Source organism: Paraburkholderia sp. RHO2 (assembly GCF_050955445.1).
Classification (GTDB): domain Bacteria; phylum Actinomycetota; class Actinomycetes; order Mycobacteriales; family Mycobacteriaceae; genus Prescottella; species Prescottella agglutinans_A.
Genome location: NZ_CP162617.1, coordinates 2,220,917 through 2,245,575, shown reverse-complemented (window position 1 = coordinate 2,245,575; position 24,659 = coordinate 2,220,917). Strand labels below are relative to the sequence as shown.

Sequence of the window (24,659 nt, the reverse complement as noted above, 5' to 3'; positions counted from 1 at the left end):
CCCACTCTAGCGAGGCGCGGATGCGGGCCCGTGCGTCACTGTCCCTCGACCAGCCGCAGCGCGTGGTCGACGAGGTTCGGATCGGCGCCGTCGAGCCAGTGCACCCGTGGGTCCCGCCGGAACCACGACCGCTGCCGGCGGACGTACCGGCGGGTGCCGATGAACGTGCGCTCGAGCGCCTCGGCGAGGTCGTATTCGCCGCCGAACATCGCGAGCACCTGGGCGTACCCGATCGCGCGCTGCGCGGTGACACCGTCCCGGAGCCCGACGTCGACCAGACCCCGGACCTCGTCGACCAGTCCCTTGTCGAACATCAGATCGGTCCGCAGCCGGATCCGGGCGTCGAGCGCCTCGGTCTCCCGGTCGACACCGATGATGACTGTGCCCCAACGGGGTTCACCGATCTTCGGTGCCGACGCGGCGAAGGGTTGTCCCGTGAGCTGGACCACCTCGAGCGCCCGCACGATGCGGCGACCGTCGGTGGGCAGGATCGACGCCGCCGCGTCGGGATCGACCCGGGCCAGTTCGGCGTGCACAGCCGCGACCCCGCGCTCGGCGAGCACCGACTCCCAGTGCGCACGGATCTGCGGATCGGTCGCGGGGAACGACCACTCGTCGAGTAGCGACTGCACGTACATCATCGAGCCGCCGACGATGATCGGCACCGCGCCCCGGGCCCGGATGTCCTCGACGTCGCGGGACGCGGACTCTTGGTACCGGGCCACGGTGGCGGTCTCGGTCACGTCCAGCACGTCGAGCTGGTGGTGGACGATGCCGCGCCGCTCGGCCGGGGTGAGCTTGGCCGTGCCGACGTCCATGCCGCGGTAGAGCTGCATCGCGTCGATGTTGACGATCTCGCCGCCCAGGCGCTCCGCGAGATCGAGGCCGAGGTCCGACTTCCCGGTCGCGGTGGGGCCGACGACGGCGATCGGGGTCCGATCGGTCACGGCAGCCACATCCCGACGTGGTAGCCGACACCGTACGGCGCGCCCGTGTAGAGCGACTCGGACTTGCTCGGACCACCGTTCGCGCCGCCGAACACCGCCGAAAGCGTCTGCCACGCAGCACGCCCGGGCAGCCCGATCGCACTGCACAGTGCGGGGTCCAGGCGATCCAGCGCACCGCAGTCACCCTCGGCGAGCGCCGCATCCAACGCCACCTGCACGTCGGCGGACCGGGCGTCGAAGGCGCCGGGGGCCTTGTCCGTCAATGTGTTCGCACCGTCGGCGACCACGAGGATCGCCTGCGGCGTCGGGCGTGCGTCGAGTTCGCGGCGCAACGACTCTCCCACCCGCGCGCACTCGTCGGCCGAGGCGTCGGGCGACAACAACCGCACCCGGAGCCGGGACTCGGGCGCCGCCTGTCCACGCAGCCAGCCCGCGACAAGCGCCGTCAGCGGCATCGACCGGTCGGCATCGTCGCGCTCGGATACGTCGGGCGACAAGCACACTCGCACATCGACGCCGAAACCCGCGAATGTGCCGCACGATTCGGGATCGACGTCGGTGACCGACGGCATCCCGCGCTCGGCGACCCCGAGCACCGTCCACTCCGCGCACGAGACACCCAGGCGCGTCGACACATCGAGCGCCGACCTGCGCAACCGGTCGGTTTCCGATGCTGCGGCACCAGCCAACTGGGGCACGAGCAGCGGCGGCGAGGGCACGAAAGCGGCGGCGGTCAACACACTGCGCAACGGTAGTCGACCGAGGTGACGCCTTCCCGGGGTCATACCTGTTTCAATAGTCTTGACAGTCGCTGCAGGCTCCCGCCCATTCCGAAAGACCGGTCGGGCGCGAACGGGAGGCGACAGTGCGATCAGGCAGCCGTGACGCGCGGCAGAGACGAGGAGCTATGACCGAGAGCAACGCACCCAAGCCGGGTTCCCCCAAGCCGGGTGCCCCGAAGCCCGGCGCCAAGCCCGGTGCTGTGAAATCCGGCTCACCCAAGCCCGGTCCGGCTCCGAGCCACGCCACGCCTGCCGTCGCCGCGAGCGACCCGAGCCTCTTCGGCCGAGTCGACGAAGACGGCACCGCGTGGGTCAAGACGGCCGAGGGCGAACGTCAGATCGGCTCGTGGCAGGCTGGTGACGCGGCCGAGGGGCTGGCCCACTTCGGACGACGCTACGACGACCTCGCGACCGAGGTGGCGCTCCTCGAGGCCCGCCTCGCCTCCGGGGCGGGGGACGCGAAGAAAACCCGGTCCGCGGCCCGCGCCATCGCGGATTCGCTTCCGACCGCGGCGGTCATCGGCGACATCGACGCCCTCAGCGCCCGGCTGACGGCGATCATCGAGGGGTCGGAGCAGGCCGAGGAACAGGCCAAGCACGACAAGGAACAGTCCCGCAAGGAGCAGACCGCCCGCAAGGAGGCGCTGGCGGCGGAGGCCGAGCAGATCGGTGCCGAGTCCACGCAGTGGAAGGCCGCCGGCGATCGGCTGCGCGAGATCCTCGACGAGTGGAAGACCATCCGCGGTCTCGATCGCAAGAGCGACGACGCGCTCTGGCGTCGGTTCGCGAAGGCGCGTGAGACGTTCAATCGCCGCCGGGGCACTCACTTCGCCGAACTGGACCGGGAACGCGCGACCGCCAAGACCCGCAAGGAGGACCTGGTCGCCCAGGCGGTGGCACTGTCCACCTCCACCGACTGGGGCCCGACCGCGGCGCAGTTCCGGGACCTGCTCGCCGAGTGGAAGGCCGCCGGGCGTGCACCCCGCGAGGCGGACGATGCGCTGTGGCGGCAGTTCAAGGAGGCGCAGGACGTGTTCTTCGCGGCCCGCAACGCCGCCGCGTCCGAACGTGACGCCGAGTTCGCCCAGAACGCGCTCGCCAAGGAGGAGCTGCTGAAGGGCGCCGACGGCATCGATCCCGAGAAGGATCTCGACGCGGCTCGCGCGGCCCTGCGTGACCTGCAGGAGAAGTGGGACGAGATCGGCAAGGTGCCTCGCGAGCGCATGCACGACCTCGAGACCAAGCTGCGCGCGATCGAGAAGCGGGTCCGCGACGCGGCCGACTCCGAGTGGCGCCGAAGCGATCCCGAGGCGTTGGCGCGGGCCGCCCAGTTCCGCGAACGCGTCGCCCAGTTCGAGGAGCAGGCCGCGAAGGCGACGGCCGCCGGCCGGTCCAAGGATGCCGAGAAGGCCCTCGCCCAGGCACAGCAGTGGCGCGAGTGGGCCGCGGCGGCCGAGGGCGCCGTCAACGAGCGCTGACACGTCCTGGAGACGAGTGAGGGGTGCGACGCCGGTCGGTGTCGCACCCCTCGTTCGTTCTCGGACTCACACGGTCCAGTCGCCGTGGTCGGCGTCGTCCGCGGCGGCCCGTCGTCGCTCCTCCTCGGCCGCCAACTGCATCGCGGTCCGACTCCACACCACCTTGATCCAGTGGAACGTCAGGACGATGACGGTGATCCAGCCCAGGATCAGGCCGATCCCCGGACCGGCACTGCCCGACTCGGCGAGCGGGAGTGTCTGCCGCGACCAGACCGCGAGCATGCCGAACACCGCGGACACCGCGGTGCCGGCGACCGCGATCCACGCGAGCACCCAGCGACGGGTGACGAGCGCGAGGATCGAGAAGACGCCGCCGAAGACCAGCGCGAGCCACACGAAGATCCGCGACGGCAGCTTGATGTGCTCGTCGACCGCGGACTGCGCGTAGACCAGAACGTCCCAGCCGTTCGCCGATCCGGCGTGCGGCAGTGTGAACGACAGCAAGAGCACGAGCACGCAGACCGCCACGACGACCGCACGGACACCGGGGTCGATCTCGCCCGCGATCTTCTTCTCCGCGGCCTCGAAGTCCTTCTCGTACTCCGCCATCGGATCCGAACCGTTGCCGGCGGGCCGGTTCTCGTCACCGGCGGCGTCGCCGCGCTCGCTCATGCGTTGCATCCTGTCTGTGCTGGCAGCGGAGCGGGGACGCCCACCTGGGGCAGTCCCAGCCCGACGCCGATCGGCGGGGTCTTGGGTGTGACCCCTCGTTCGAACGAATCTCCGGCACGGGTGCGCCGGTGGGTGAGGATCGGCTCGTCGGCGACGAGGTGGTGCGGCGCGGCCGCGGTCACGACGACGGTGATGACGTCGCCGGGGCGCAGGTCGCCGTCGAGGTTGCCCACGGGCCGGAAGTGGACGAGTCGACCGTCGCGGGCCCGGCCGCTCATGCGCGCGGTCTCGGCGTTCTTGCGGCCGTCACCGGCGGTGATCAACAGCTCGACCTCGGCGCCGACGAGCTTGCGGTTCTCCTCGAGAGTGATCTCCTCCTGCAGCGCGATGAGGCGGTCGTAGCGTTCCTGCACAACGGCTTTGGGTAGCTGACCCTCCATCTCCGCGGCCGGTGTGCCCGGGCGCTTGGAGTACTGGAACGTGAACGCGCTGGTGAACCGGGCCTGCCGGACCACGTCGAGCGTGGCCTGGAAGTCCTCCTCGGTCTCGCCGGGGAAGCCGACGATGATGTCGGTCGTGATGGCCGCGTGCGGCATCGCGGCGCGCACCTTCTCGATGATGGCGAGGAACTTGGCGCTGCGGTACGACCGGCGCATCGCCTTGAGCACGCGGTCCGAGCCGGACTGCAGCGGCATGTGCAGCTGCGGGCACACGTTCGGCGTGGTGGCCATCGCCTCGATGACGTCGTCGGTGAACTCGGCCGGGTGCGGCGACGTGAAGCGCACGCGCTCGAGGCCCTCGATCCCGCCGCACGCCTGCAGCAGCTTCGCGAAGGCACCGCGATCGCGCGGAAGCTCCGGATCGGCGAAGGAGACGCCGTAGGAGTTGACGTTCTGACCGAGCAGCGTCACCTCGAGCACACCCTCGTTCACGAGCGCCTGCACCTCGGCCAGGATGTCGCCGGGACGACGGTCGACCTCCTTGCCGCGCAGCGACGGCACGATGCAGAACGTGCACGTGTTGTTGCAGCCGACCGAGATCGACACCCAGCCCGCGTACGCGGACTCGCGCTTGGCGGGCAGCGTCGACGGGAACGCCTCGAGCGATTCGAGGATCTCGACCTCCGCCTTCCGGTTGTGCCGGGCGCGCTCGAGCAGGGCGGGCAGCGAGCCGATGTTGTGGGTGCCGAACACGACATCCACCCACGGCGCCTTCTTGACGACGGTGTCGCGGTCCTTCTGGGCGAGGCAGCCGCCGACGGCGATCTGCATGCCGGGGCGCTCCTCCTTGACGGGCGCCAGGTGGCTGAGATTGCCGTACAGCTTGTTGTCCGCGTTCTCGCGCACCGCGCACGTGTTGAAGACGACCAGGTCCGCCTGCTCACCCGGCACGGCCTTCGTGTAGCCGGCATCCTCGAGCAGGCCGGACAACCGCTCGGAGTCGTGCACGTTCATCTGGCAGCCGTACGTGCGGACCTCGTAGCTGCGCCCGCTGTTCTGGTCGATCGTCTCCACGCGTCCAGGGTACGGCCCCACACAAAACCGCCTGCTGGGGCCACACATCGACCCGTCCGTGACCACCCCCGGATCTGTATCGTTCAAGATCAGGGCGCGCTGGACCAACAGGTACGGAATAAGTGCAGCTAGGGTTACGCGTTATGACGCAGCCTGAGACCACCGGAGCGGCTACCGGAACCAAGTCGATGATCTCCATGCAGGGGGTCAACAAGCACTACGGTGACCTGCACGTTCTGAAGAACATCGACCTGGAGATCCCGGCCGGCCAAGTGGTCGTGATGCTCGGCCCATCCGGGTCGGGCAAGTCCACCCTCTGCCGGACCATCAACCGCCTCGAACCCATCGATCAGGGCACCGTCACGATCGACGGTGTGCCGGTCCCGGCCGAGGGTCGCGCGCTCGCGCGCCTGCGCTCCGACGTCGGGATGGTGTTCCAGAGCTTCAACCTGTTCGCCCACAAGACGGTGCTCGAGAACGTCATGCTCGCGCCGGTCAAGGTCCGCCGGATCGACAAGGCGCAGGCGAAGGAACGCGCACTGGCGCTACTCGACCGCGTCGGTATCGGGACGCAGGCCGACAAGTACCCGGCGCAGCTGTCCGGTGGCCAGCAGCAGCGCGTGGCCATCGCCCGGTCGCTCGCGATGGACCCCAAGGTCATGCTGTTCGACGAGCCGACGTCCGCCCTCGACCCCGAGATGGTCAACGAGGTCCTCGACGTCATGGTGACCCTCGCCAAGGAGGGCATGACGATGATCGTCGTGACCCACGAGATGGGGTTCGCGCGCAAGGCCGCCGACCGGATCATCTTCATGGCGGACGGCTCGATCCTCGAGGACACCGATCCGGACACGTTCTTCACCGCACCGAAGTCTGATCGCGCCAAGGACTTCCTCGGCAAGATCCTCGGACACTGAGCGGGGACGGAAGAACCATCATGAGACGCATTCGAATCAGATCGCCCCGCGTGCTGGGTGTCGTCGCGGCGCTGACCGCCGTCGTGCTCACGGCGTCCGCGTGCGGCAGCAGCGAGCCCCGCGACGTCCTGGCCGACGCCGCCGACGGCCACCTCACGATCGGCACCAAGTACGACCAGCCCGGGCTGGCGCTGCGCGAACCGGACAAGACCATGACCGGCTTCGACGTCGAGGTCGCCAAGTACATCGCGAACTACCTCGGTGTCCCGGAGAGCGGCATCACGTGGCGGGAGGCGCCGTCGGCGCAGCGCGAGAACCTGATCAAGAACGGTGAGGTCGACTTCGTCGTCGGCACGTACTCGATCACCGACAACCGCAAGAAGGTCGTCGACTTCGCCGGCCCGTACTACGTCGCGGGCCAGTCGCTGCTGGTGCGCGCGGACGACGACTCGATCACCGGGGCCGATTCGCTCGAGGGCGGCAAGAAGCTGTGCTCGGTGTCGGGCTCGACTCCCGCGCAGAAGATCAAGAAGTCGTACCCGGGCGTCCAGCTGCAGCAGTTCGACAGCTACTCGTCGTGCGTCGAGGCGCTGCACCGGGGCAAGGTCGACGCCCTGACCACCGACGACATCATCCTGGCCGGGTACTCCGCGCAGTACCCCGGCGAGTTCAAGCTCGCGGGCCAGCCGTTCACCACCGAGCTGTACGGCGTCGGTCTACCGAAGGGCGAGACCGAAACTCGCATGAAGATCAACGATGCCATCGAGGACATGATCGCGACCGGCGCGTGGGAACGGGCACTGCAGGAGACCATGGGCGAGTCGGGTTACGCGCTGCCGGCGCCCCCGACGGTCGACCGGTACTGACGCGGAGGAGGTGACATGGGACTTATCGATACTTACGGCGACCAGCTCGTCAGCGCGTTCTGGACGACCGTGCAGCTCACCTTCTGGTCGGCGCTCGGCGCGCTGATCTGGGGCACCATCCTCGCCGGCATGCGGGTCTCCCCCGTGCCGATCCTGCGGATCTTCGCGACCTGGTACGTCAACATCTTCCGCAACACGCCGCTGACGCTGATCATCGTGTTCTGCTCGGTGGGCCTGTACCAGAACCTGGGCGTGCACTTCGCACCCGAGGATTCACCGCAGTTCATCGACCAGAACAACTTCCGGCTCGCGGTGCTCGGATTCGTGGTCTACACGTCGGCTTTCGTCTGTGAGTCGCTGCGATCCGGCATCAACACCGTTCCCATGGGGCAGGCCGAGGCGGCCCGCTCGCTGGGTCTGACGTTCGGTCAGAGCATCCGACTGATCGTGCTCCCCCAGGCCTTCCGATCGGTCATCGCACCGCTCGGCAGTGTGCTGATCGCCCTGACCAAGAACACCACGATCGCCTCGGCGATCGGCGTGGCCGAGGCGTCGCTGCTCATGAAGACGATGATCGAGAACGAGTCGGACAAGCTGTTCCTCGTCTTCGGAATCTTCGCCATCGGCTTCATGATCCTGACGTTGCCGGTGGGCTTCCTGTTCGGTTATCTCGGCAAGCGTTTGGCGGTGAAGCGATGACCCAGCAGGCGAGCGTTCTCTTCGATACTCCCGGACCCCGCGCCCGGGTCCGCAACCGGCTGATCGCGATCGCCTTCGGCATCGTGCTGGTCGCGGTCGCGCTGTACGTACTCAATGTTCTGGCCGAGAACGGTCAGCTCGAGGCCGACAAGTGGTCGCCGTTCCTGAACCACTTCACGTGGACCACCTACCTGCTGCCCGGCCTGAAGGGCACGCTGCTGGCGGCGTCCCTGTCGATCGTGTTCGCGCTGATCCTCGGCGCCATCCTCGGCATCGGCCGGCTCTCGGACCACCGGTGGGTCCGCTGGATCAGCGGTGCGGTCGTCGAGTTCTTCCGCGCGATCCCGGTGCTGATCCTGATGATCTTCGCCTACCAGGCGTTCGCGCAGTACGGCGTCTTCCCGTCGAGCCAGCTGGCGCTCGCCGCGGTCGTGGTGGGCCTGACGCTGTACAACGGCTCGGTGATCGCCGAGATCCTCCGGGCGGGCATCCTGTCGCTGCCGAAGGGTCAGACGGAGGCGGCGTCGGCGCTCGGCATGCGCAAGAACCAGATGATGCGGTTGATCCTGCTCCCGCAGGCGATCACGACGATGCTGCCGGCACTGGTATCGCAGATGGTTGTCGCGCTGAAGGATTCGGCGCTCGGCTACCAGATCGGCTACGTCGAGTTGATCCGCAGTGGCCAGCAGTCGGCGTCGTACTACCGCAACTTCTTCGCTGCGCTGGTGGTCGTGGGCGTGATCATGGTGGTCATCAACTTCGCGCTCACCTCGTTCGCGACGTGGCTGGAGAAGCGACTCCGCACCGGCGGCAAGAAGGGCGGGCGACCGGTAGTCGTTCCGATCGACGCCAACGAACTCGACGGCGCCCCGGGCATCGACGATTTCAGCGACACCGTGCAGTCGCGGCCGCCGCGCTGATCGGTACGAGCACCCCGAAGGGCTCGCGGAGGAACTATTCCTCCGCGAGCCCTTCAGTTTTCGTCTTCGCCGCCGAGGTCGGCCAGCTCCGCCTTGACGACCGCGAACGACATGGACGCCGGGTATCCCCGCCGCGCGAGCATGCCGACGAGTCGCCGCATCAGTCGTTCCCGGTCGTCGCGGTCGGCGATGTCATCGGCGGTAGTTCGTGCAAGCTTCTTGCGGACCAGATCGGCCGCGCGCTCACGTTCGTCGTCGGCGCTGATCTGAGACAGCGCCTCGGTGGAGGTCTGCTGGTCGATTCCCTTGCGCTGCAGTTCCATCGACAGCGCACGACGGCCCCGCCCCGAGTACGTGTGGCGGGAGTGGACCCACTGCTCGGCGAAGGCGGCATCGTCGACGAGCCCCACCTCGGCGAGCCGGGCGAGGACCGAGTCGATCACCGCCCGCGGGTAGCCCTTCTGCACGAGCTTCTGGTCGAGTTCCGCACGGCTGCGGGCGCGCTCGGTGAGCAGCCGCAGGCACACGTCCTTCGCCCGGGCCGCCAGCGTCACCGGGCTGCCTTTCAGCTCGAACGGCTCACCGTCCTCCCCGACGGGCCGTCCGCGCCCCCGGTTCGATGCACGGCGCCGTCCGGTGGTGACGTCGTCACTGCCGTACTGGTCGTAGTGACTGTTGTTGTGACTGCTGTCGTCTCTCATGGCTGAGGATTCGTCTCCGGCCCGGGCCCCTACCGGTCGGGCCGGAGACGATCGTCACGGGCCTAGAAGTCGGCCGACTCGGCGTCCTCGTCGGTCAGGACCGCGCCGATGCCGAGCTTCTCCTTGATCTTCTTCTCGATCTCGTCACGGATGTCGGTGTTCTCGAGCAGGAACTTGCGGGCATTCTCCTTGCCCTGACCCAGCTGGTCGCCCTCGTACGTGTACCAGGAACCCGACTTGCGGATGAACCCGTGCTCGACACCCATGTCGATCAGCGAGCCCTCCTTGCTGATGCCCTGGCCGTACAGGATGTCGAACTCGGCCTGCTTGAACGGCGGCGACACCTTGTTCTTCACGACCTTGACGCGGGTGCGGTTGCCGACCGCGTCGGTGCCGTCCTTGAGGGTCTCGATGCGGCGCACATCGAGGCGGACCGAGGAGTAGAACTTGAGCGCCTTACCACCGGTCGTGGTCTCGGGCGAGCCGAACATCACGCCGATCTTCTCGCGCAGCTGGTTGATGAAGATCGCGGTGGTGCCCGAGTTGTTGAGCGCACCGGTCATCTTCCGCAGCGCCTGGCTCATCAGTCGCGCCTGCAGACCGACGTGGCTGTCGCCCATCTCGCCCTCGATCTCGGCGCGCGGCACGAGCGCGGCGACCGAGTCGACCACGATGATGTCGAGGGCGCCGGAGCGGATCAGCATGTCGGCGATCTCGAGGGCCTGCTCACCGGTGTCCGGCTGGGAGACCAGCAGTGCGTCGGTGTCGACGCCGAGCTTGCGGGCGTACTCCGGATCGAGCGCGTGCTCGGCGTCGATGAAGGCCGCGATGCCGCCGTTGGCCTGCGCGTTCGCCACCGCGTGGAGGGCGACCGTCGTCTTACCCGAGGATTCCGGACCGTAGATCTCGACGACACGGCCACGCGGCAGACCGCCGATGCCCAGCGCCACGTCGAGCGCGATCGATCCCGTGGGGATCACGGCGATGGGCTGACGAGCCTCCTCGCCCAGGCGCATCACCGAACCCTTGCCGAAGCTCTTGTCGATCTGGGCCAGCGCCAGTTCGAGCGCCTTGTCGCGGTCGTGTGCCTGTGGTGCCATCGTGGTCCTCTTTTCGAAGTCTCGTCCAGCGATCTGTGGTTCAGGTTAGAGCCCGGTACCGACAACTTCGCCGACCCGAACGCCCCGACACTGCCGCACCCGGCGGTAACTCATGGACAGCAAGGGATAACCCCAGCATAGGCGAACATGTGTTCGAGTCAATCACCGAACGGCGTCCGCCGCCGCTATCTCCGCTGCGGCGGGACGTCGAATTCGTCACACAGCGCTCGCCAGACGATCCGGGGGTCGATGCCGTCCTCGATCGCGTCGGCGGCGGTCTTGGCGCCCAGGCTGAGAATCACGTGGTCGACGAGGAGGGAGTCGCCCCGGACCTGTCCGAACTCTTCCCGGACGAGATCATGGAATTCGGTCAGTCGCACACCTGCCACGGTAGCGGAGCCCGACGTCGGGCATCGCGGCTCATCCCAGCACGGCGCGGCACACCGCGACGGGATCCTCGACGTCGACGACGCCGTCCGCGGCCTTCCGCGCAGCCGCGGCGAACGACGGGTCGTCGAGGACACGTCGCACCCCGTCGCGGAGGGCGTCGACGGACAGCGGGCGGATCAGGACGCCGCTGCCCTGGCGGGCGACGCGGTTCGCCACTTCCCACTGGTCGCCGCCGCCGGGCACCGTCACGAGCGGAACCCCGGCGAGAAGCCCCTTGGCGAGGACGCCGTGCCCGGCCCCGCACACGAGGGCGGACGCGTGCCGCAGCATCTCGTCCTGTCGCCCGTAGCCGGCGCGCACCCAGTCGGGCAGCTCCACGTCGGGCGTCTCGAACAGCGTCACGAGCATCCGCACCCCCAGGCCGTCGAGCGCCCGGATCGCGGTGTCGAGCATCCCGCCGGCGCCCGTCGAGGCGGTGGACGGCGCCAGGACGATCAGCGGGCCGTCGCCGGGCGGCGGATCGAGCACGTTGTCGGCAGGTTCCCACACGAGCGGGCCGACGACGTGCGCGTTCGACGGCCAGTCCGGCCGCGGCACCTCGAGGGCGGGCAGCGTCGCGATCAGCCGGGCCGCGGGCCCGGGATCCTCTGCCGGGAGCCCGACACTTGTCCGCGCTGCACCGCGCTGCGCCTGGCCCTTCCGGATGGCGGGGGCGGTCATGGCGCGCAGCACCACGTCGCGCACCCGCCCGCGGATACCCGCGCCGGGAGCGAGACCGGACCCGATGGGCGGCAGCCCTTTCGACGGCAGGTAGAGCGGGTGCGGCGACAGTTCCACCCACGGCACCCCGAGTCGTTCGGCCGCCAGGCCGCCGCCGACGGTGATGACGTCGGACACCACGAGATCCGGTGCGACGGCCCGCATGTCGGGCAGCAGTGCCGTCGAGACGTGCGCGGCTCGGCCGTGGATCTTGGCACCGGAGTCGGCGTCGTCGTCGATGTCACGCGGCGCGAGGCCACCCAGTTTCCGGGCCTCGATCCCGATGCCGCGGGCGACATCGAGCCAGCGCCCGTCGGAGAAGAACACCGGATCGTCGCCCGCGGCAAGGAATTTGCGACACAACGCAAGGGCCGGGACGGCGTGACCGGCCTCGGGTCCGGCGACGACAGCTACTCGCATCCGGACAGCGTGCCACACGACGACGCGTTGTCGCCCCGCACCGGTACGGATCGCGGCGCCGCCGGGCGTTCTCAGTTGCGCACCAGAGGTCCGAGCGTGCGTCCGACGAGTTCGACGACTCCCGGCTGATGCCCGTTGACGACGACGTTGACGATGACGCCGTCGATCCCGGGGTCGAGGACGCGGGTCTTGATCTGCTCGGCCACCTCGTCGGGGCTCCCCACGAACTGGCGGTCGGTGGCGGCCGCCCGCTCGTCGACCGAGAGCGCCGACAGGTCGACACCTCGGGACAGCAGGAACTCGCGCTGCATCTCCCGCGCCTTGTCGCCGTCCTCGTCGACAATGACGGACGCCAGGAAGCTCGTCTCGAGGGTCGACCGGTCCCGGCCGATCTCCTCGCAGCGCTGCGCGAGCGCCTCGAGCTTGCGCGGCAGTTCGACGGCGTTGGCGATGACGTTGAGATGGTCGGCGTAGCGGGCCGCCAGTGCGAACGTCTTCCTCTCGCCGCCGCCGCCCAGCATGATCGGCAGGTTGTCGCGGAACCGTGGCTCGTTGATCGCGTTCTCGACGCGGTACCACTTGCCGTCGAATGTGGGCCGCTCACCGTGCAGCATCGGGGCGATGATCTGCAGCGCCTCGCCGAGTCGCTCGAACCGGTCGGTGAACGTGCCGAACTCGAACCCGAGTTGGCGGTGTTCCAGTTCGAACCAGCCGGCGCCGATGCCCAGGACTGCGCGGCCGCCGCTGACGACGTCGAGAGTCGACACCGTCTTGGCCAGCATCGCGGGATTGCGATACGTGTTGCCGGTGACGAGCGCCGACAGCTGGATCGACTCGGTGGCTGTCGCGATCCCCGCGAGCGCCGTGTACGACTCGAGCATCGGCTCGTCGGGCTCGCCGAGACCCGGGAGCTGGTAGAAGTGATCCATCACGAGCACGGCGTCGAATCCGGCCGCTTCCGCCTCGCGAGCTTGGGTGATGACAGTGGGAAACAGGTCGCGCACGGGAGTCGAGTAGCTGAAGTTCGGAATCTGGTATCCCAACCGAATACTCATGCAATCGACGCTACGCCGAGACCGGTGATCGACCGACGCGAATAGTCGGGTCCGACCCACCGAAGCTACTGTGTCCCGCAACGCCCGGCGACGACACCGTCACCTCAGGGCCGGGCCACATCTTCAGGGGGCAGTCGTGGGCTACGCATCCTTCACCAACCGGCGAACGCTGGAAGGCGACCCGGACCTCATCTGGCACGCGTTCACCCACCCGGTGGAGACGAGCCTGTACGAGGAACACAAGACGGAGGCCGTGCTCCCGCCCGACTTCGAAATGGCCGCCGGGCATGGCTGGGACAGCAAGCACGGTGCCGAATGCGACTTCGACGTCGTCCGTTGGACAATCGTTCGGCATGTGCCGAACGAAGTATTCGAGATCTCCGGCAAACAGCGGGGCATCCGGCAGAACGTGGTGCTCACCATGGAACCCGCCGACGGCGGCCACCTCGTGACCGAAACCGTCCGCTTCCGCCCGGCACTCGGAGGAAAACCCGGTGCGCAGCTGCTGTCCTGGCTGCTCCTCGCAACCGGCCTGCTGGGCAGGGTGGGCGACGACCACGGCGAGAACCTCGATCTGCTGGCGGAGCACATCGCAGCCCGCTAGCGGAGCTCACGCCCGCACGGGAGCGATCACCTTCCGCTCAGCGCCCGCTCCGCGGCCGGCAGCGCCCGCTCCCGGTCGCCGGGGACGAGCCCGATCCGGGTGCGCCGGTCGAGGAGATCACCCACGTCGAGCGCGCCCTCGTGACTTACGGCGAAGGCCAGTTCGGCGTGGGTGACGTCGATGCCGTCGGCGATCGGCGTCAGCTCACCGGCCTCGGCGACCAGTGCGGCCTCGCTGCCGTACCGGGCGACCAGCGACGGCGGCAGATTCCGCGGCGCAGTCCGCGCCGCGCCCACCGCGGGTAGATCGGTCGTCACGCACGTGCGGGCGGTGAGTCCGCCGGCCGCAACCGCGGCGTCGACGGCATCCTGCGCCATCTTCCGATAGGTGGTGAGCTTGCCGCCCACGACGCTGACCACGCCGTTCGACGAGCGCAGCACCGCGTGATTGCGGGACAGGTCGGCGGTCTTTCCCTCGCCCGAGTCGAGCAGCGGGCGCAGCCCCGCGAAGGTGCCGAGCACGTCGGAGCGCGTGAGCGGCGTCGCGAGCGCGGTGTTGACGGTGTCGAGGAGGAAGTCGATCTCGCCGTCCGACGCGACCGGCACGTCCGGGACGGAGTCGACGGCCTCGTCGGTCAGCCCGAGGTAGACACGGCCGAGCTGTGCGGGCAGCGCGAACACGAAGCGGTTGGTCTCCCCCGGGATCGGCACGGTCAGCGCCGCGGTCGGGTTGCCGAGCAGCTCCGCGGGCAGCACCAGGTGGGTGCCGCGGCTGGGCTTGAGCCGGATGTCGGGGTCGACCTGATCCGCCCAGACGCCGGCGGCGTTGACGACGGCGCGGGCCCGGATCGTCATCTCCTCACCGGTCAGCTCGTCGCGCAGCCGGGCCGACTCGCCGGTCACGTCGTAGGCACCGACGCGGGTCAGGATGGTGGCGCTGTGCGCGGCGGCCGTGCGCGCCAGAGCGACGACCAAGCGCGCGTCGTCGACGAGCTGACCGTCGTACGCGAGCAGTCCGCCGCGCAGTCCCTCCCTGCGCACCGTCGGTGCGAGCTTGCGGGCCTGGTCCGCCCCGATCCGCCGCGACCGCGGCAGCACCGAGGACGGCGTACGGGCCGTCGCCCGCAACGCGTCGCCCGCCAGGAATCCGACCCGGACGAGCGACTTCTCGAAGAAGCTCACCGACGGGAGCAGCGGCACCAGCTGCGGCAGCGCCCGCACCAGGTGCGGGGCCGTGCGGGTCATGAGGATGCCGCGTTCGACGGCACTCTCGCGCGCGATCCCGACGTTGCCCGACGCCAGGTAACGCAACCCGCCGTGCGCGAGCTTGGAGCTCCAGCGGCTGGTCCCGAACGCGAGGTCGTGCTTGTCGACGAGAACCGTGCGCAGGCCGCGCGACGCCGCATCGAGGGCCGTCCCGACGCCGGTGATGCCGCCACCGATCACGAGTAGGTCGACGGTTCCACCGTCACCGAGGGCCGAGAGGTCCCGACTGCGACGGTCCGCGTTGAGCGCCGACTGCGGATTGTCCTGCACTGTTCCTCCTGGAATGGGTTTGTGGTCAGCGGGGCGCGAGATAGGAGTCGACGGCGATCTCCAACTCGGCGGTGAGTTCGGCCGCGGGGAGCACCTCGGCGATCATGCCGGCCGACTGGACGGCCGACTGGGCGATCAGCAGCACCATCGCCGCGAGGTGCGTGGGGTCGCCGGCCCGGATCGATCCGTCGTGCTGGCCCGCCGCGACCGCCAGCGCCACACGCTCGACGATCGCCCGCTGGCTCGTGCCGAGCCGGTCGACGATGTAGGTCATCAGCAGGTCGGGATCCGATCGCAGGATCTTCACGAACAGCGGGTGCTCGCGCATCCCGGTCGCGACGTCGACCGCCGCCCGCACCAGCTGGGCACGCGCCGGTTCGTCGCCGTCCATGTCGGGGATCGCGACGCGGATCTCACGCGTCAACAGGTCGCCGACGACGGCCCGGGTGTCGGGCCAGCGCCGGTAGACGGTGGGTCGACTCACCCCCGCGCGGCGGGCGACCTCGGCGAGTGTCGTGCGCCGCAGCCCGAAGTCGAGCACGCACGAGCGTGTCGCGTCGAGGATCAGGTCGTCGACGGTGAGCGAATCGGAAACATCGTTACGAATAGACATCGTGTGTAACACTGTAACGCATGTCCCAAGCATTCGTGCCCGAGTTCCCCGCCGCCGAAGCGCCCACCATGGAGTGGGACGCCTGGGGCGTCGCGGAGTCCCGTCGCCACCTGTCGCCCCAGGTCACGGCCCTCCTCCAGCAGGCGCTCGGAGTGTCCGCCGAGCAGTCCCCGCCGCCCACCGAAGCCGACGCGATCGTCCGCGAGACCGCGCTCGGCACCCCGCTCGTCCACGCCCTCGAGGACCTCCTCGGCCCCGACAACGTGCGCACCGACACCGCGACGCGGCTGCGACACGCGGGCGGCAAGAGCACCCCGGACCTGTTGCGCCGCAAGTCCACCGGCGAGCAGGACGCACCCGACGCGGTGCTGCTGCCCGGCTCGCACGACGAGGTGCTGGCGCTGCTGCGCTTCTGCGCGGCCGAGGGCATCGCCGTGGTGCCGTTCGGCGGCGGCACCACCGTCGTCGGCGGCGTCGATCCCGCGCGCGGCCGCTTCGGCTCCGTCGTCGCGCTCGACCTGCGCCGACTGGACGCCCTGGTCGACCTCGATCCGATCTCCGGTGTCGCGACGCTGCAGGCCGGTGTGACCGGACCCCAGGCCGAGCAGCTTCTCGGTGTGCACGGCTTCTCGCTCGGGCACTTCCCGCAGAGTTTCCAGTTCGCGACCATCGGCGGATTCGCGGCCACGCGGTCGTCGGGCCAGGCGTCCGCCGGCTACGGCCGCTTCGACGACATGGTGGAGTGGCTGCGCGTCGCGACCCCGTCGGGCACCCTCGAACTCGGGCGCGGCCCCGCGTCCGCCGCCGGGCCGGACCTGCGCGAGCTGTTCGTCGGCTCCGAGGGCACGCTCGGCATCATCACCGAGGTGGGCCTGCGGGTGCACCCGGTCCCCGAGCACACCGCGTACCAGGCATGGTCGTTCCCCGACTTCGAGACCGGCGCCGCCGCCCTGCGGGCCGTCGCGCAGTCCGGGTCCGCCCCGACTGTCATGCGGCTGTCCGACGAGGCCGAGACCGGCATCAACCTGGCACTCGCCGGCGACATCGGCGGCGACAGCCCGACCTCCGGGTGCCTCGCGATCACGACGTTCGAGGGCACCGACGCCCACGTCCAGGCGCGCTACGCGGAGGCCACGGCGCTGCTCGCGGCCGCGGGAGGCACCGCGCTCGGCGAGGGTCCGGCGCAGTCGTGGGAACACGGCCGGTTCGACGCCCCCTACCTGCGCGACGCCCTGCTGAACGCCGGCGCCATCGCCGAGACGCTCGAAACTGCCACGCGCTGGTCCAATCTCGCGAACCTGCGGACCGCCGTGACCACGGCCCTGACCGAATCACTTGCCGCCCAAGGCACTCCGGCGCTCGTGATGTGCCACATCTCGCACACCTACCAGACCGGCGCGTCGCTGTACTTCACGGTCGTGTGCGCACAGGCGGCGGATCCGCTGTCGCAGTGGGCGGCCGCCAAGCGCGCGGCGGGTGACGCGATCGTCGCCGCCGGAGGCACCATCACCCACCACCACGCTGTCGGCCGCGACCACCGACCGTGGATGGAGAGCGAGGTGGGCGCGCTCGGGACGCAGGTCCTGCGCGCGGTCAAGGACGCAATCGACCCCTCCGGAATCCTCAACCCTGGCAAGCTGATCCCATGACGAGGTCGGTTACCGTCCTGACGAATCCCACGGCTGGTGGCGGTCACGCCCCGTGGGCGGCCGCGGCTGCCGTCACCCGCCTGCGGGAACTCGGCGTCACGGTCACCGAGATCGAGGGCCGGACCGCCGACGAGGCCCTCGAACTCGCGCGCAAGGCCGTCGCCGCCGGCACCGACGCGCTCGTCGCGGCCGGCGGCGACGGACTCGTCAGCATCGCGTGGCAGGCGTTGGCCCAGACCGGAACTCCGCTCGGCATCATTCCCGGCGGCACCGGCAACGACCACGCCCGCCTGTTCCACATCCCGGTCGACAACGCGGTCACCGCCGCCGACATCATCGCCGACGGCGAGGTGGCCACGATCGACCTGGCGAAGGTCGGGGACCGCTGGTTCGGCACCGTACTGTCGAGCGGATTCGACGCCCTCGTCACCGACCGCGCCAATCGGATGCGCTGGCCCAAGGGCCCGATGCGCTACAACGTCGCGATGCTGGTCGAGCTGGCGCAGTTGAAGCCGATCCCGTACCGGATCGTCCTCGACGACCGCACCGTCGAACTCGACGCAACGATGGTGTCGGTGGGCAACGGCACCTCCTACGGGGGCGGCATGCTCATCACCCCGAACGCGGTGCTCGACGACGGACTACTCGACGTCACGGTGGTGAAGTCGGGCGGCCGGCTCAAGCTGGTCCGCCTGTTCCCCACCGTCTACAAGGGCACCCACGTGGAGCTCGACGAGGTCGAGACGTACCGCACCCGCACGCTCCGGCTCGAGGCTCCGATTCCGGGTCGCTCCGCAGGCTCCGCTCGCGGCATCCCGGTGACGTCGTATGCCGACGGCGAGTTCGTCGGGCAGCTGCCGCTCGACATCGAGGCGGTACCGGGGGCCGGCCGCGTCATCGTCGGCGCACCGCTGCGGTAGCGACGGGCCGCGGTCAGCCGCCGTAGACGTACAGCTCGAAGGCGACCGCGCGCTCGGCGTCGAATCCAGGCTTGGGCCCGGTGGACATCTCGATCTGCCGGGCCGCCTGGTCCAGGACGGGCTCGTCGCTGAGCGCCTCGAGATAGGCGCGGTGCTCGCACAGCGACGCAACCGCCCGTTCGACAGTCGCGGTGACGTCGACGGCGTGCGTGCTCCCGACCATCACGTTGACCGCAGCCCACCGCACCCCCGCCCACGGCGGTTCGGTGAGCTCGGGGAAGATCCACTCGTTCGCGGCGTCGGCCACGGCATCGAGGACCGCGAGGCCGACTGCCCGGTGATCGGCACTGTTGAGGAAGCCGGGACCCCACGTCTCGCGGTGGTTCGCCGTGACGACCATTTCGGGGTGATGCTGACGGATCACCCGCGCGAGATCCCTACGCAGCTGGGGTCCGTACTCGATTCGACCGTCGGGATAGCCGAGGAACTCGACCTTCGTCACGCCGACGATCGCGGCCGAGCGCCGTTCCTCGTCCTCGCGCAGCGGACCGCATTCTCTGGGGTGCAGGCCCGCGATCCCCGCCTCGCCGCTGGTCACCAGGACGTACCGGATGTCCTTACCCTGGTCGGTCCACCGCGCCACCGCGGCGGCGGCGCCGTACTCGATGTCGTCCGGGTGGGCGACGATCACCAACCCACGCTGCCAGTCCTCGGGAATCGGCTCCATGAGGTCAGCATGCCCCCGCGGCGGCGGTCGCGCGCGCCGAAACACGGATATCGAGCCACCACACGATCAGCACCGCGAGCGACAGGGCCGCGCCCGTCCAGCACACGCCGGCCCAGCCGTGTGTGGCCCACACCAGCGAACCGAGTGCCGATCCGGCGGCGCCACCGACGAAGTAGCCGGTCATGTACACCGCGGTGACTCGCGAACGGGCCTGCGGCGCAAGCGCATAGATGACGCCCTGGTTGCTCACGTGCACACATTTGAGCGCGACGTCGGAGACGAGGACCGCGAGCACGAACGCGATCAGGCTGCTCGCGCCGAGCCCGAACAGCAACCAGGACGCCAGCAGCACGAGCGCCCCGACGCCGGCTGTTGCCCGCGCCAGCCCCCGGTCGGCGAGGCGTCCCGCGACGTTTGCCATGACGGCCCCGGCGACACCCGCGAGTCCGACGAGGCCGATCGCGACGTCGTCGAGGTTGAACGGTTCGCCCGCGAGCAGGAACGCCATGGCGGCGAAGACGGTGCTGGCGGCCGCGAAACTGAGCGCGCTCATCGCCGTCGCGGTGCGCAGCCGGGGCTGATCGCGCAGCAGCGTCCCCATCGAGGCGAGGATCGCGCCGTAACCGAGGCCGTGCCGGTCGCGGGAACTCGGCAGGGCGCGCCAGAGGACGACCGCGATGACGATCATCGCGATCGCGTTCAGGCGATACACGGTCTGCCACCCGCCGAACGGGGTGAGCAGGCCGGCGACACTGCGGGCCAGCAGGATCCCGACCATGAGTCCACTCATCACCGTGCCGACGGCCGTCGCCGCCCGGCCCGGTTCGGCGAGGGCAGCCGCGAACGGGACCAGCACCTGCGCGGCGACCGAGAACAGCCCGGCCATCGCCGTGCCGACCATGAGCCACCCGATCGACGGCGCGACACCGCACACACCCTGTCCGACCGCCGCGAGCACCATCAGCCCGACGCTGAGGACCCGCCGGTCGACGAGGTCACCGAGCGGAACGAGGAACAGCAGTCCGAGGCCGTAGAACACCTGCGACAGCGTCACCGTCATCGCGGCGGTCGACTGGTCCACCCCGAGCGCGGTGGCGATCGAGTCCAGGAGGGGCTGGTTGAAGTAGTTGCCGCCCACACACAGGCCCGTTGCGACGGCCATGACGAGGATCAGCCCGGGCGACAGGGCCGAGCGGGCGGGGATGCGGGTTTCGGTGACGCTCACCCGGGAATTCTTTATCCCCACTAATCATCTGTCTAACATCTGGAACAGATCGTATTGATCGCGATCGGAGATGACCGGAGGACGCGATGGAACTGAGGCAACTGCGCTACGCGCTCGCCGTGGCCGAGGAGCGGCACTTCACGCGGGCCGCCGCCCGCCTGCACGTCGCCCAGTCGGCGCTCAGCCACCAGGTCCGGCAGCTCGAGCACGAACTCGGCACTCCACTGTTCACCCGCACCAACCGCCGCGTCGAGCTCACCGACGCCGGTGAGTCGTTCGTCCTCCACGCCCGAGAGGTCCTCGCCGCCACCGACCGGCTGCGCGGCGAGGTGTCGGCCAGCGGACGGACCGTCACCGGCACCCTCCGGATCGGCACCATCACCACCCTCACCCAGATCGACCTGGCCGCACTGATCCGGACCTTCCTCGACACTTACCCCGGCGTGGACGTCCACGTCGTGTCGTCGATGAGCGAATCGATCGTCGAACAGGTCGAGAACGGGGACCTCGACCTCGGGTTCATCGGTCTGTGGCACACCCGCCCCGGGGCCGATCTGACGGCCCGCGTGCTGGGGACCGAGCAACTCGTCGCCGTCGTCGGACGCGGCCACACGTGGGCCGGTCGCGCCACCGTGACGCTGCGCGATCTCGCGGAGGTGCCCACCGTGGACTTCCCCGAGGGGACCGGCGCCCGGCGTCAGAGCGACGACGCGTTCGCGATGGCCGGACTCCCCCGGACGGTCGTCGCCCGGGCTGGATCGGCGACGCTCGTCGCCGCACTCGCCGCCGCAGGCGTCGGCGTCGGTTTCCTGCCCGAATCCGACGCCGTCGCCCGTCCGGAACTGCACCCGCTCCGCATCGCCGACGCACCCATCCGCACGGTGCACATGATCAGCAAGCCGACGCTGGTGACGCCACCGGGGCGCGCGTTCGCCGACCTCGTCGACCGGCACCTCAGCGACAGCTAGCTACATCCGGGGCTTGTCGGCGGCGTCGGAACTGCCCGACATCGACTTGAACAGCATGTAGATGCCGAAGACGATCGCGCTCACCGCCAGGATCCAGAACAGCCCCTTCACCACGGCCCCGATCAGCGCGAACGCGATCCAGATCAGCGCCACGATGCCGACAATCTTCCAGAACACGATGTGCCTCCTGCTTGGTCCTCACCGTCGATCCTACGATCGCGGCATCTCGATGGTGGCATGTGGGGACCCGGAAATCACCAGCTCAGCGGCAAGATCAGGGAAAGATAGGGGTTCACCCTGACGACCCCGGACCGGCCTGGGATACGTCTCTGCGGGGCGGTTGACATAAGCTCGGCAGGTTGGACCGATCCGTCCAGTTCGCGAACACACGAGGAGAAGTCGATAGTCGTGCCGCCGACATCCCCCACGGGCACTCCCCGCAACACCGCTCGTGATCTTGCACAGATCGCTGTCTTCGCCGCCCTCATCGTCGCCTTGGGGCTTCCCGGCACGATCAACATCGGCGGCTCCGCCGTCCCGATCACGCTGCAGACCCTCGGCGTCATGCTCGCCGGTGCGCTCCTCGGGCCGCGCAAGGGCACCCTGGCGGTCCTCACCGTGATCGTCCTCGGCCTCGCTCTGCCGGTCCTGGCTGGCGGACGCACGTCGCTGGTGTCCCTGTCCAGCCCGACCGCCGGCTTCCTCATCGGCTGGGTGCCGGCCGTCGCGGTCATCGGCTGGCTCAGCTACCGCATGCTGCCCAAGTACAACGTTTTCGCGGGCATCGCTGTCAACGTGCTCGGCGGCATCGTGGTGCTGTACGTGTTCGGGATCGCCGGCATGCTGCTCAAGACCGACATGACAGTGTCGGCCGCGTTCGCGGCCAACCTCACCTTCCTGCCCGGTGACGTCATCAAGGCTGTCGTCGCCGCCGGCGTCGCCGCCCAGGTGCACCGCGCGTATCCGGCTCTCGCTGCCTCCCGCGTACCGACGGTCCCGATCCGGGCCGACGCCGCATAGTCACTCTGAACGATGAGCGAGATCCGTTTCGAGGCCGTCCACCATTCCTACGGTGACCGCACGGTGCTGGACGGCATCGACCTCGCGCTCACCGAGGCACGCGTCGGTATCATCGGCGCCAACGGCAGCGGCAAGTCGACGCTGGCGCGGATGATCAACGGTCTCGTCACCCCCACGTCCGGCGCCGTGACCGTCGACGGAGTCGACGCCGCCCGCAAGGGTCGCCAGGTGCGGCGGAAGGTCGGGTTCGTCTTCACCGACCCCGATCACCAGATCGTCATGCCCACCGTGTCGGAGGACATCGCCTTCTCGCTGCGTCGCAGCTCGCTGAGCAAGAGCGAGCGCGCCGACCGGGTCGCGCAGGTGCTCGCCGACTTCGGATTGTCCGGACACGCGGACCACCCCACCCACCTGCTCTCGGGCGGCCAGAAGCAACTGCTGGCGCTCGCCGCGGTCATGGTCACCGAGCCCGACGTCATCGTCGCCGACGAGCCCACCACGCTCCTGGACCTGCGCAATGCGCGGTTGATGCGTTCGACGCTGGCGGCGCTGCCGCAGCAGCTCGTCGTCGTGACGCACCACCTGGATCTGCTCGACGACTTCGACCGCGTGATCGTGATCGACGGCGGCCGAGTCGCCGCCGACGGCGCCCCGGCGGACGCGATAGCGCACTATCGCGAGCTGATCGGATGACGACGCTCGGCCTCTACACCCCCGGCAGTTCGCTGCTGCACCGGATGTCCCCTGGACCGAAACTGATCGGGATGGTGATCGCCATCCTGGCGGTGACGATCCTGGTGCGTCACCCGTGGCAGCTCGTCCCCGCCGTCGGCGCGGTCGCCGCGTGCTATGCGGTCGCCCGGATCCCCGCCCGGGTCGCGCTGACACAGCTGCGGCCGCTGCTGTGGGCACTGCTGCTGATTGCGGTGTTCCAGGTCATCTTCACCGGGTGGGCGCGGGCGGTGGTGGTGTGCGGCACCATCCTGCTCGCCGTCGCACTCGCGGCGCTCGTCACGCTCACCACGCGGGTGACCGACATGCTCGACACGATCAGCCGCGCGCTGCGACCGCTGCGGCACGTGGGCGTGAACCCCGACCGCGCGGGTCTCGTGCTCGCGATGACGCTGCGCTGCATCCCGCTCCTGACCGGCATCGTGCAGCAGGTGTCCGATGCTCGTAAGGCCCGCGGTCTCGGGTTCTCGCTGCGCGCACTGGCGGTCCCGGTGGTGGTGTCGGCACTGATGACCGCCGAGGCGATGGGCGACGCGCTCGCCGCCCGCGGAGTCGACGACTGAGCGTCAGCGCCGGAAGCGGCGTTCGATCTCGTCGACCTCGCCGAGCGCCTCGGCCCAGCCCTCGAGCCGGTCGGACGCCGACAGCAGCTCCTCGCGCTGCCGCCCCAGCAGCGAGTACGACGACGACTGTGCCGGCGCCGTCATCTTCGCCGCTGCCGTGACGAGACCCTCGTACTGCGCGACTCCGACGTCCAACTGGCCGACCGCCGAGCGGATCGAACGTTCGAGGTGGGTCGCGGCGGCGGCCGTTCCCCGTCCGGCACTCTCCATCGCGACGACGTCGGCGGCGACGGACCGCAGGGCCGCGGACGCGGCTCGGGCGGTCTCGCCGGTGTGATCGAGTTCCTCGACGTCGACGACCTCCGACCTGCTCAGCACCCCCAGCAGCTGCTGCAGGCTGCTCTCGGCGCTCGCCAGCCGGTCCATCGGCGCGCGCGCCGCCGAGCCGACCGGCGGCAGCGGCTGCCGTGACACCGCCGGAGGCGGCAGCGGGGTGGCCGTCAGCTGGCGGTAGGTACCGAACGCGACCACGGCCGGGACGGCGAACAGGGCCGCAGCACCTCCGGTCGCGACCATCGTCCAGTCGGGGGCCGACGCGGCGGCGAGGGACGCGGCGCCCACGACGCTCGCCCCGGACGCGACCCCGAACCGGGTGGCCCGCTTGCGGGCCCGTCGACGCTTGCGCAGCATCCGTTCACGCGGGTCGGACCAGCGCCGCATCGAGTCCGCGACAGTCCCACCCACCTCACGCAACACGCTCTGCGCACTGTCCATCGCGGCGGCCGCGCTCGAGGCGAAGCCGGAGCCCTCACCGAAGACAGAGGCGGCCGACCGGGACTGCTTCCCGGATCGGCCGCCTCTCTTGTTGCTCATCGAACCGTTT

The 24,659-nt window shown here is 69.6% G+C and carries 27 protein-coding genes; 12 read left to right on the top strand and 15 right to left on the bottom strand.

What is annotated here, in order from left to right:
• Positions 1-35: 35 nt before the first annotated feature.
• Positions 36-947 (bottom strand): tRNA (adenosine(37)-N6)-dimethylallyltransferase MiaA, encoded by a 912-nt coding sequence (miaA, locus tag ABTV10_RS10370; protein WP_499034525.1) that lies wholly within the window; start codon positions 945-947, stop codon positions 36-38.
• Positions 944-1,687: a class III extradiol ring-cleavage dioxygenase family protein gene (locus tag ABTV10_RS10365; RefSeq protein ID WP_499034523.1), complete on the bottom strand. Its 744-nt coding sequence runs from the start codon at positions 1,685-1,687 to the stop codon at positions 944-946. The genes miaA and ABTV10_RS10365 overlap by 4 nt, the downstream gene beginning before the upstream one ends.
• 167 nt (positions 1,688-1,854) lie before the next feature.
• Between ABTV10_RS10365 and ABTV10_RS10360 the strand changes: the two genes are divergently transcribed.
• On the top strand, positions 1,855-3,207 hold the full coding sequence (locus ABTV10_RS10360) for a DUF349 domain-containing protein (protein WP_499034521.1): 1,353 nt from the start codon (positions 1,855-1,857) through the stop codon (positions 3,205-3,207).
• A gap of 66 nt (positions 3,208-3,273) precedes the next feature.
• On the opposite strand, the gene ABTV10_RS10355 is transcribed toward ABTV10_RS10360, so the two are convergent.
• Entirely contained in the window at positions 3,274-3,879 is a 606-nt protein-coding gene (locus tag ABTV10_RS10355; RefSeq protein WP_499034519.1) for an Rv2732c family membrane protein, read from the bottom strand.
• Positions 3,876-5,393 carry a tRNA (N6-isopentenyl adenosine(37)-C2)-methylthiotransferase MiaB gene (gene miaB / locus ABTV10_RS10350; protein ID WP_499034518.1) on the bottom strand — a complete coding sequence of 506 codons (1,518 nt, stop codon included), beginning with the start codon at positions 5,391-5,393 and terminating at the stop codon, positions 3,876-3,878. Before miaB ends, ABTV10_RS10355 begins: the two co-directional genes overlap by 4 nt.
• A gap of 188 nt (positions 5,394-5,581) precedes the next feature.
• Between miaB and ABTV10_RS10345 the strand changes: the two genes are divergently transcribed.
• Genes ABTV10_RS10345 through ABTV10_RS10330 form a run of 4 tightly spaced genes read left to right on the top strand, consistent with a single transcriptional unit; the run spans position 5,582 to position 8,795 of the window.
• Complete coding sequence (locus ABTV10_RS10345) at positions 5,582-6,310, top strand: amino acid ABC transporter ATP-binding protein (protein ID WP_433613377.1); 729 nt, start codon at positions 5,582-5,584, stop codon at positions 6,308-6,310.
• A 20-nt stretch (positions 6,311-6,330) separates the two neighbouring features.
• A complete protein-coding gene (locus tag ABTV10_RS10340; protein WP_499034516.1) occupies positions 6,331-7,176 on the top strand; it encodes a glutamate ABC transporter substrate-binding protein in 846 nt (281 codons plus the stop codon).
• A gap of 15 nt (positions 7,177-7,191) precedes the next feature.
• The gene (locus ABTV10_RS10335; RefSeq protein ID WP_499034515.1) at positions 7,192-7,875 is read left to right on the top strand and encodes an amino acid ABC transporter permease; all 684 of its coding nucleotides are present in this window, start codon (positions 7,192-7,194) and stop codon (positions 7,873-7,875) included.
• On the top strand, positions 7,872-8,795 hold the full coding sequence (locus tag ABTV10_RS10330; protein ID WP_433612329.1) for an amino acid ABC transporter permease: 924 nt from the start codon (positions 7,872-7,874) through the stop codon (positions 8,793-8,795). Before ABTV10_RS10335 ends, ABTV10_RS10330 begins: the two co-directional genes overlap by 4 nt.
• A gap of 53 nt (positions 8,796-8,848) precedes the next feature.
• On the opposite strand, the gene recX is transcribed toward ABTV10_RS10330, so the two are convergent.
• From recX to ABTV10_RS10305, 5 genes are all read right to left on the bottom strand, one after another.
• The gene (gene recX, locus ABTV10_RS10325; RefSeq protein ID WP_499034512.1) at positions 8,849-9,496 is read right to left on the bottom strand and encodes a recombination regulator RecX; all 648 of its coding nucleotides are present in this window, start codon (positions 9,494-9,496) and stop codon (positions 8,849-8,851) included.
• 62 nt (positions 9,497-9,558) lie between these two features.
• Positions 9,559-10,596, bottom strand: coding sequence for a recombinase RecA (gene recA / locus ABTV10_RS10320; RefSeq protein WP_433612325.1), 1,038 nt, complete (start codon positions 10,594-10,596; stop codon positions 9,559-9,561).
• Between the two features lie 185 nt (positions 10,597-10,781).
• The gene (locus tag ABTV10_RS10315) at positions 10,782-10,976 is read right to left on the bottom strand and encodes a DUF3046 domain-containing protein (protein WP_433612323.1); all 195 of its coding nucleotides are present in this window, start codon (positions 10,974-10,976) and stop codon (positions 10,782-10,784) included.
• A gap of 40 nt (positions 10,977-11,016) precedes the next feature.
• Positions 11,017-12,165 carry a glycosyltransferase gene (locus tag ABTV10_RS10310; RefSeq protein ID WP_499034509.1) on the bottom strand — a complete coding sequence of 383 codons (1,149 nt, stop codon included), beginning with the start codon at positions 12,163-12,165 and terminating at the stop codon, positions 11,017-11,019.
• Between the two features lie 71 nt (positions 12,166-12,236).
• Positions 12,237-13,220 (bottom strand): LLM class F420-dependent oxidoreductase, encoded by a 984-nt coding sequence (locus ABTV10_RS10305; RefSeq protein ID WP_499034506.1) that lies wholly within the window; start codon positions 13,218-13,220, stop codon positions 12,237-12,239.
• 136 nt (positions 13,221-13,356) lie between these two features.
• On the opposite strand from ABTV10_RS10305, the gene ABTV10_RS10300 reads away from it, so the two are divergent.
• A complete protein-coding gene (locus ABTV10_RS10300; protein ID WP_499034505.1) occupies positions 13,357-13,824 on the top strand; it encodes an SRPBCC family protein in 468 nt (155 codons plus the stop codon).
• A 26-nt stretch (positions 13,825-13,850) separates the two neighbouring features.
• On the opposite strand, the gene ABTV10_RS10295 is transcribed toward ABTV10_RS10300, so the two are convergent.
• Together ABTV10_RS10295 and ABTV10_RS10290 are read right to left on the bottom strand one after the other, a co-directional pair.
• Complete coding sequence (locus ABTV10_RS10295) at positions 13,851-15,359, bottom strand: glycerol-3-phosphate dehydrogenase/oxidase (protein ID WP_499034503.1); 1,509 nt, start codon at positions 15,357-15,359, stop codon at positions 13,851-13,853.
• 25 nt (positions 15,360-15,384) lie between these two features.
• On the bottom strand, positions 15,385-15,972 hold the full coding sequence (locus ABTV10_RS10290; protein WP_499034501.1) for a TetR/AcrR family transcriptional regulator: 588 nt from the start codon (positions 15,970-15,972) through the stop codon (positions 15,385-15,387).
• Positions 15,973-15,992: 20 nt separating this feature from the next.
• Between ABTV10_RS10290 and ABTV10_RS10285 the strand changes: the two genes are divergently transcribed.
• Together ABTV10_RS10285 and ABTV10_RS10280 are read left to right on the top strand one after the other, a co-directional pair.
• Positions 15,993-17,621, top strand: coding sequence for an FAD-binding oxidoreductase (locus ABTV10_RS10285; RefSeq protein WP_499034499.1), 1,629 nt, complete (start codon positions 15,993-15,995; stop codon positions 17,619-17,621).
• A complete protein-coding gene (locus tag ABTV10_RS10280) occupies positions 17,618-18,541 on the top strand; it encodes a diacylglycerol kinase (protein ID WP_499034498.1) in 924 nt (307 codons plus the stop codon). Before ABTV10_RS10285 ends, ABTV10_RS10280 begins: the two co-directional genes overlap by 4 nt.
• Positions 18,542-18,554: 13 nt before the next feature.
• Here the strand turns inward: ABTV10_RS10280 and ABTV10_RS10275 are convergent, their stop codons facing one another.
• Together ABTV10_RS10275 and ABTV10_RS10270 are read right to left on the bottom strand one after the other, a co-directional pair.
• Positions 18,555-19,268, bottom strand: coding sequence for a PIG-L deacetylase family protein (locus tag ABTV10_RS10275; RefSeq protein WP_433612308.1), 714 nt, complete (start codon positions 19,266-19,268; stop codon positions 18,555-18,557).
• A gap of 4 nt (positions 19,269-19,272) precedes the next feature.
• Positions 19,273-20,493: an MFS transporter gene (locus tag ABTV10_RS10270; RefSeq protein WP_499034497.1), complete on the bottom strand. Its 1,221-nt coding sequence runs from the start codon at positions 20,491-20,493 to the stop codon at positions 19,273-19,275.
• Positions 20,494-20,579: 86 nt separating this feature from the next.
• Between ABTV10_RS10270 and ABTV10_RS10265 the strand changes: the two genes are divergently transcribed.
• On the top strand, positions 20,580-21,461 hold the full coding sequence (locus ABTV10_RS10265; RefSeq protein ID WP_499034496.1) for a LysR family transcriptional regulator: 882 nt from the start codon (positions 20,580-20,582) through the stop codon (positions 21,459-21,461).
• On the opposite strand, the gene ABTV10_RS10260 is transcribed toward ABTV10_RS10265, so the two are convergent.
• On the bottom strand, positions 21,462-21,638 hold the full coding sequence (locus ABTV10_RS10260; protein WP_433612302.1) for a hypothetical protein: 177 nt from the start codon (positions 21,636-21,638) through the stop codon (positions 21,462-21,464).
• A 231-nt stretch (positions 21,639-21,869) separates the two neighbouring features.
• Here ABTV10_RS10260 and ABTV10_RS10255 point away from each other — a divergent pair, with 231 nt between their 5' ends.
• From ABTV10_RS10255 to ABTV10_RS10245, 3 genes are read left to right on the top strand one after another with little or no spacing between them, the layout of a single operon-like run.
• Positions 21,870-22,481, top strand: coding sequence for a biotin transporter BioY (locus tag ABTV10_RS10255; RefSeq protein ID WP_499034495.1), 612 nt, complete (start codon positions 21,870-21,872; stop codon positions 22,479-22,481).
• A gap of 12 nt (positions 22,482-22,493) precedes the next feature.
• Positions 22,494-23,174, top strand: coding sequence for an energy-coupling factor ABC transporter ATP-binding protein (locus ABTV10_RS10250; RefSeq protein ID WP_433612298.1), 681 nt, complete (start codon positions 22,494-22,496; stop codon positions 23,172-23,174).
• Positions 23,171-23,776 carry an energy-coupling factor transporter transmembrane component T family protein gene (locus ABTV10_RS10245; protein WP_499034494.1) on the top strand — a complete coding sequence of 202 codons (606 nt, stop codon included), beginning with the start codon at positions 23,171-23,173 and terminating at the stop codon, positions 23,774-23,776. The genes ABTV10_RS10250 and ABTV10_RS10245 overlap by 4 nt, the downstream gene beginning before the upstream one ends.
• A gap of 3 nt (positions 23,777-23,779) precedes the next feature.
• On the opposite strand, the gene pspM is transcribed toward ABTV10_RS10245, so the two are convergent.
• Positions 23,780-24,649, bottom strand: a complete 870-nt coding sequence (gene pspM, locus ABTV10_RS10240) for a phage shock envelope stress response protein PspM (RefSeq protein WP_499034492.1) — start codon at positions 24,647-24,649, stop codon at positions 23,780-23,782.
• Positions 24,650-24,659: the final 10 nt, after the last annotated feature.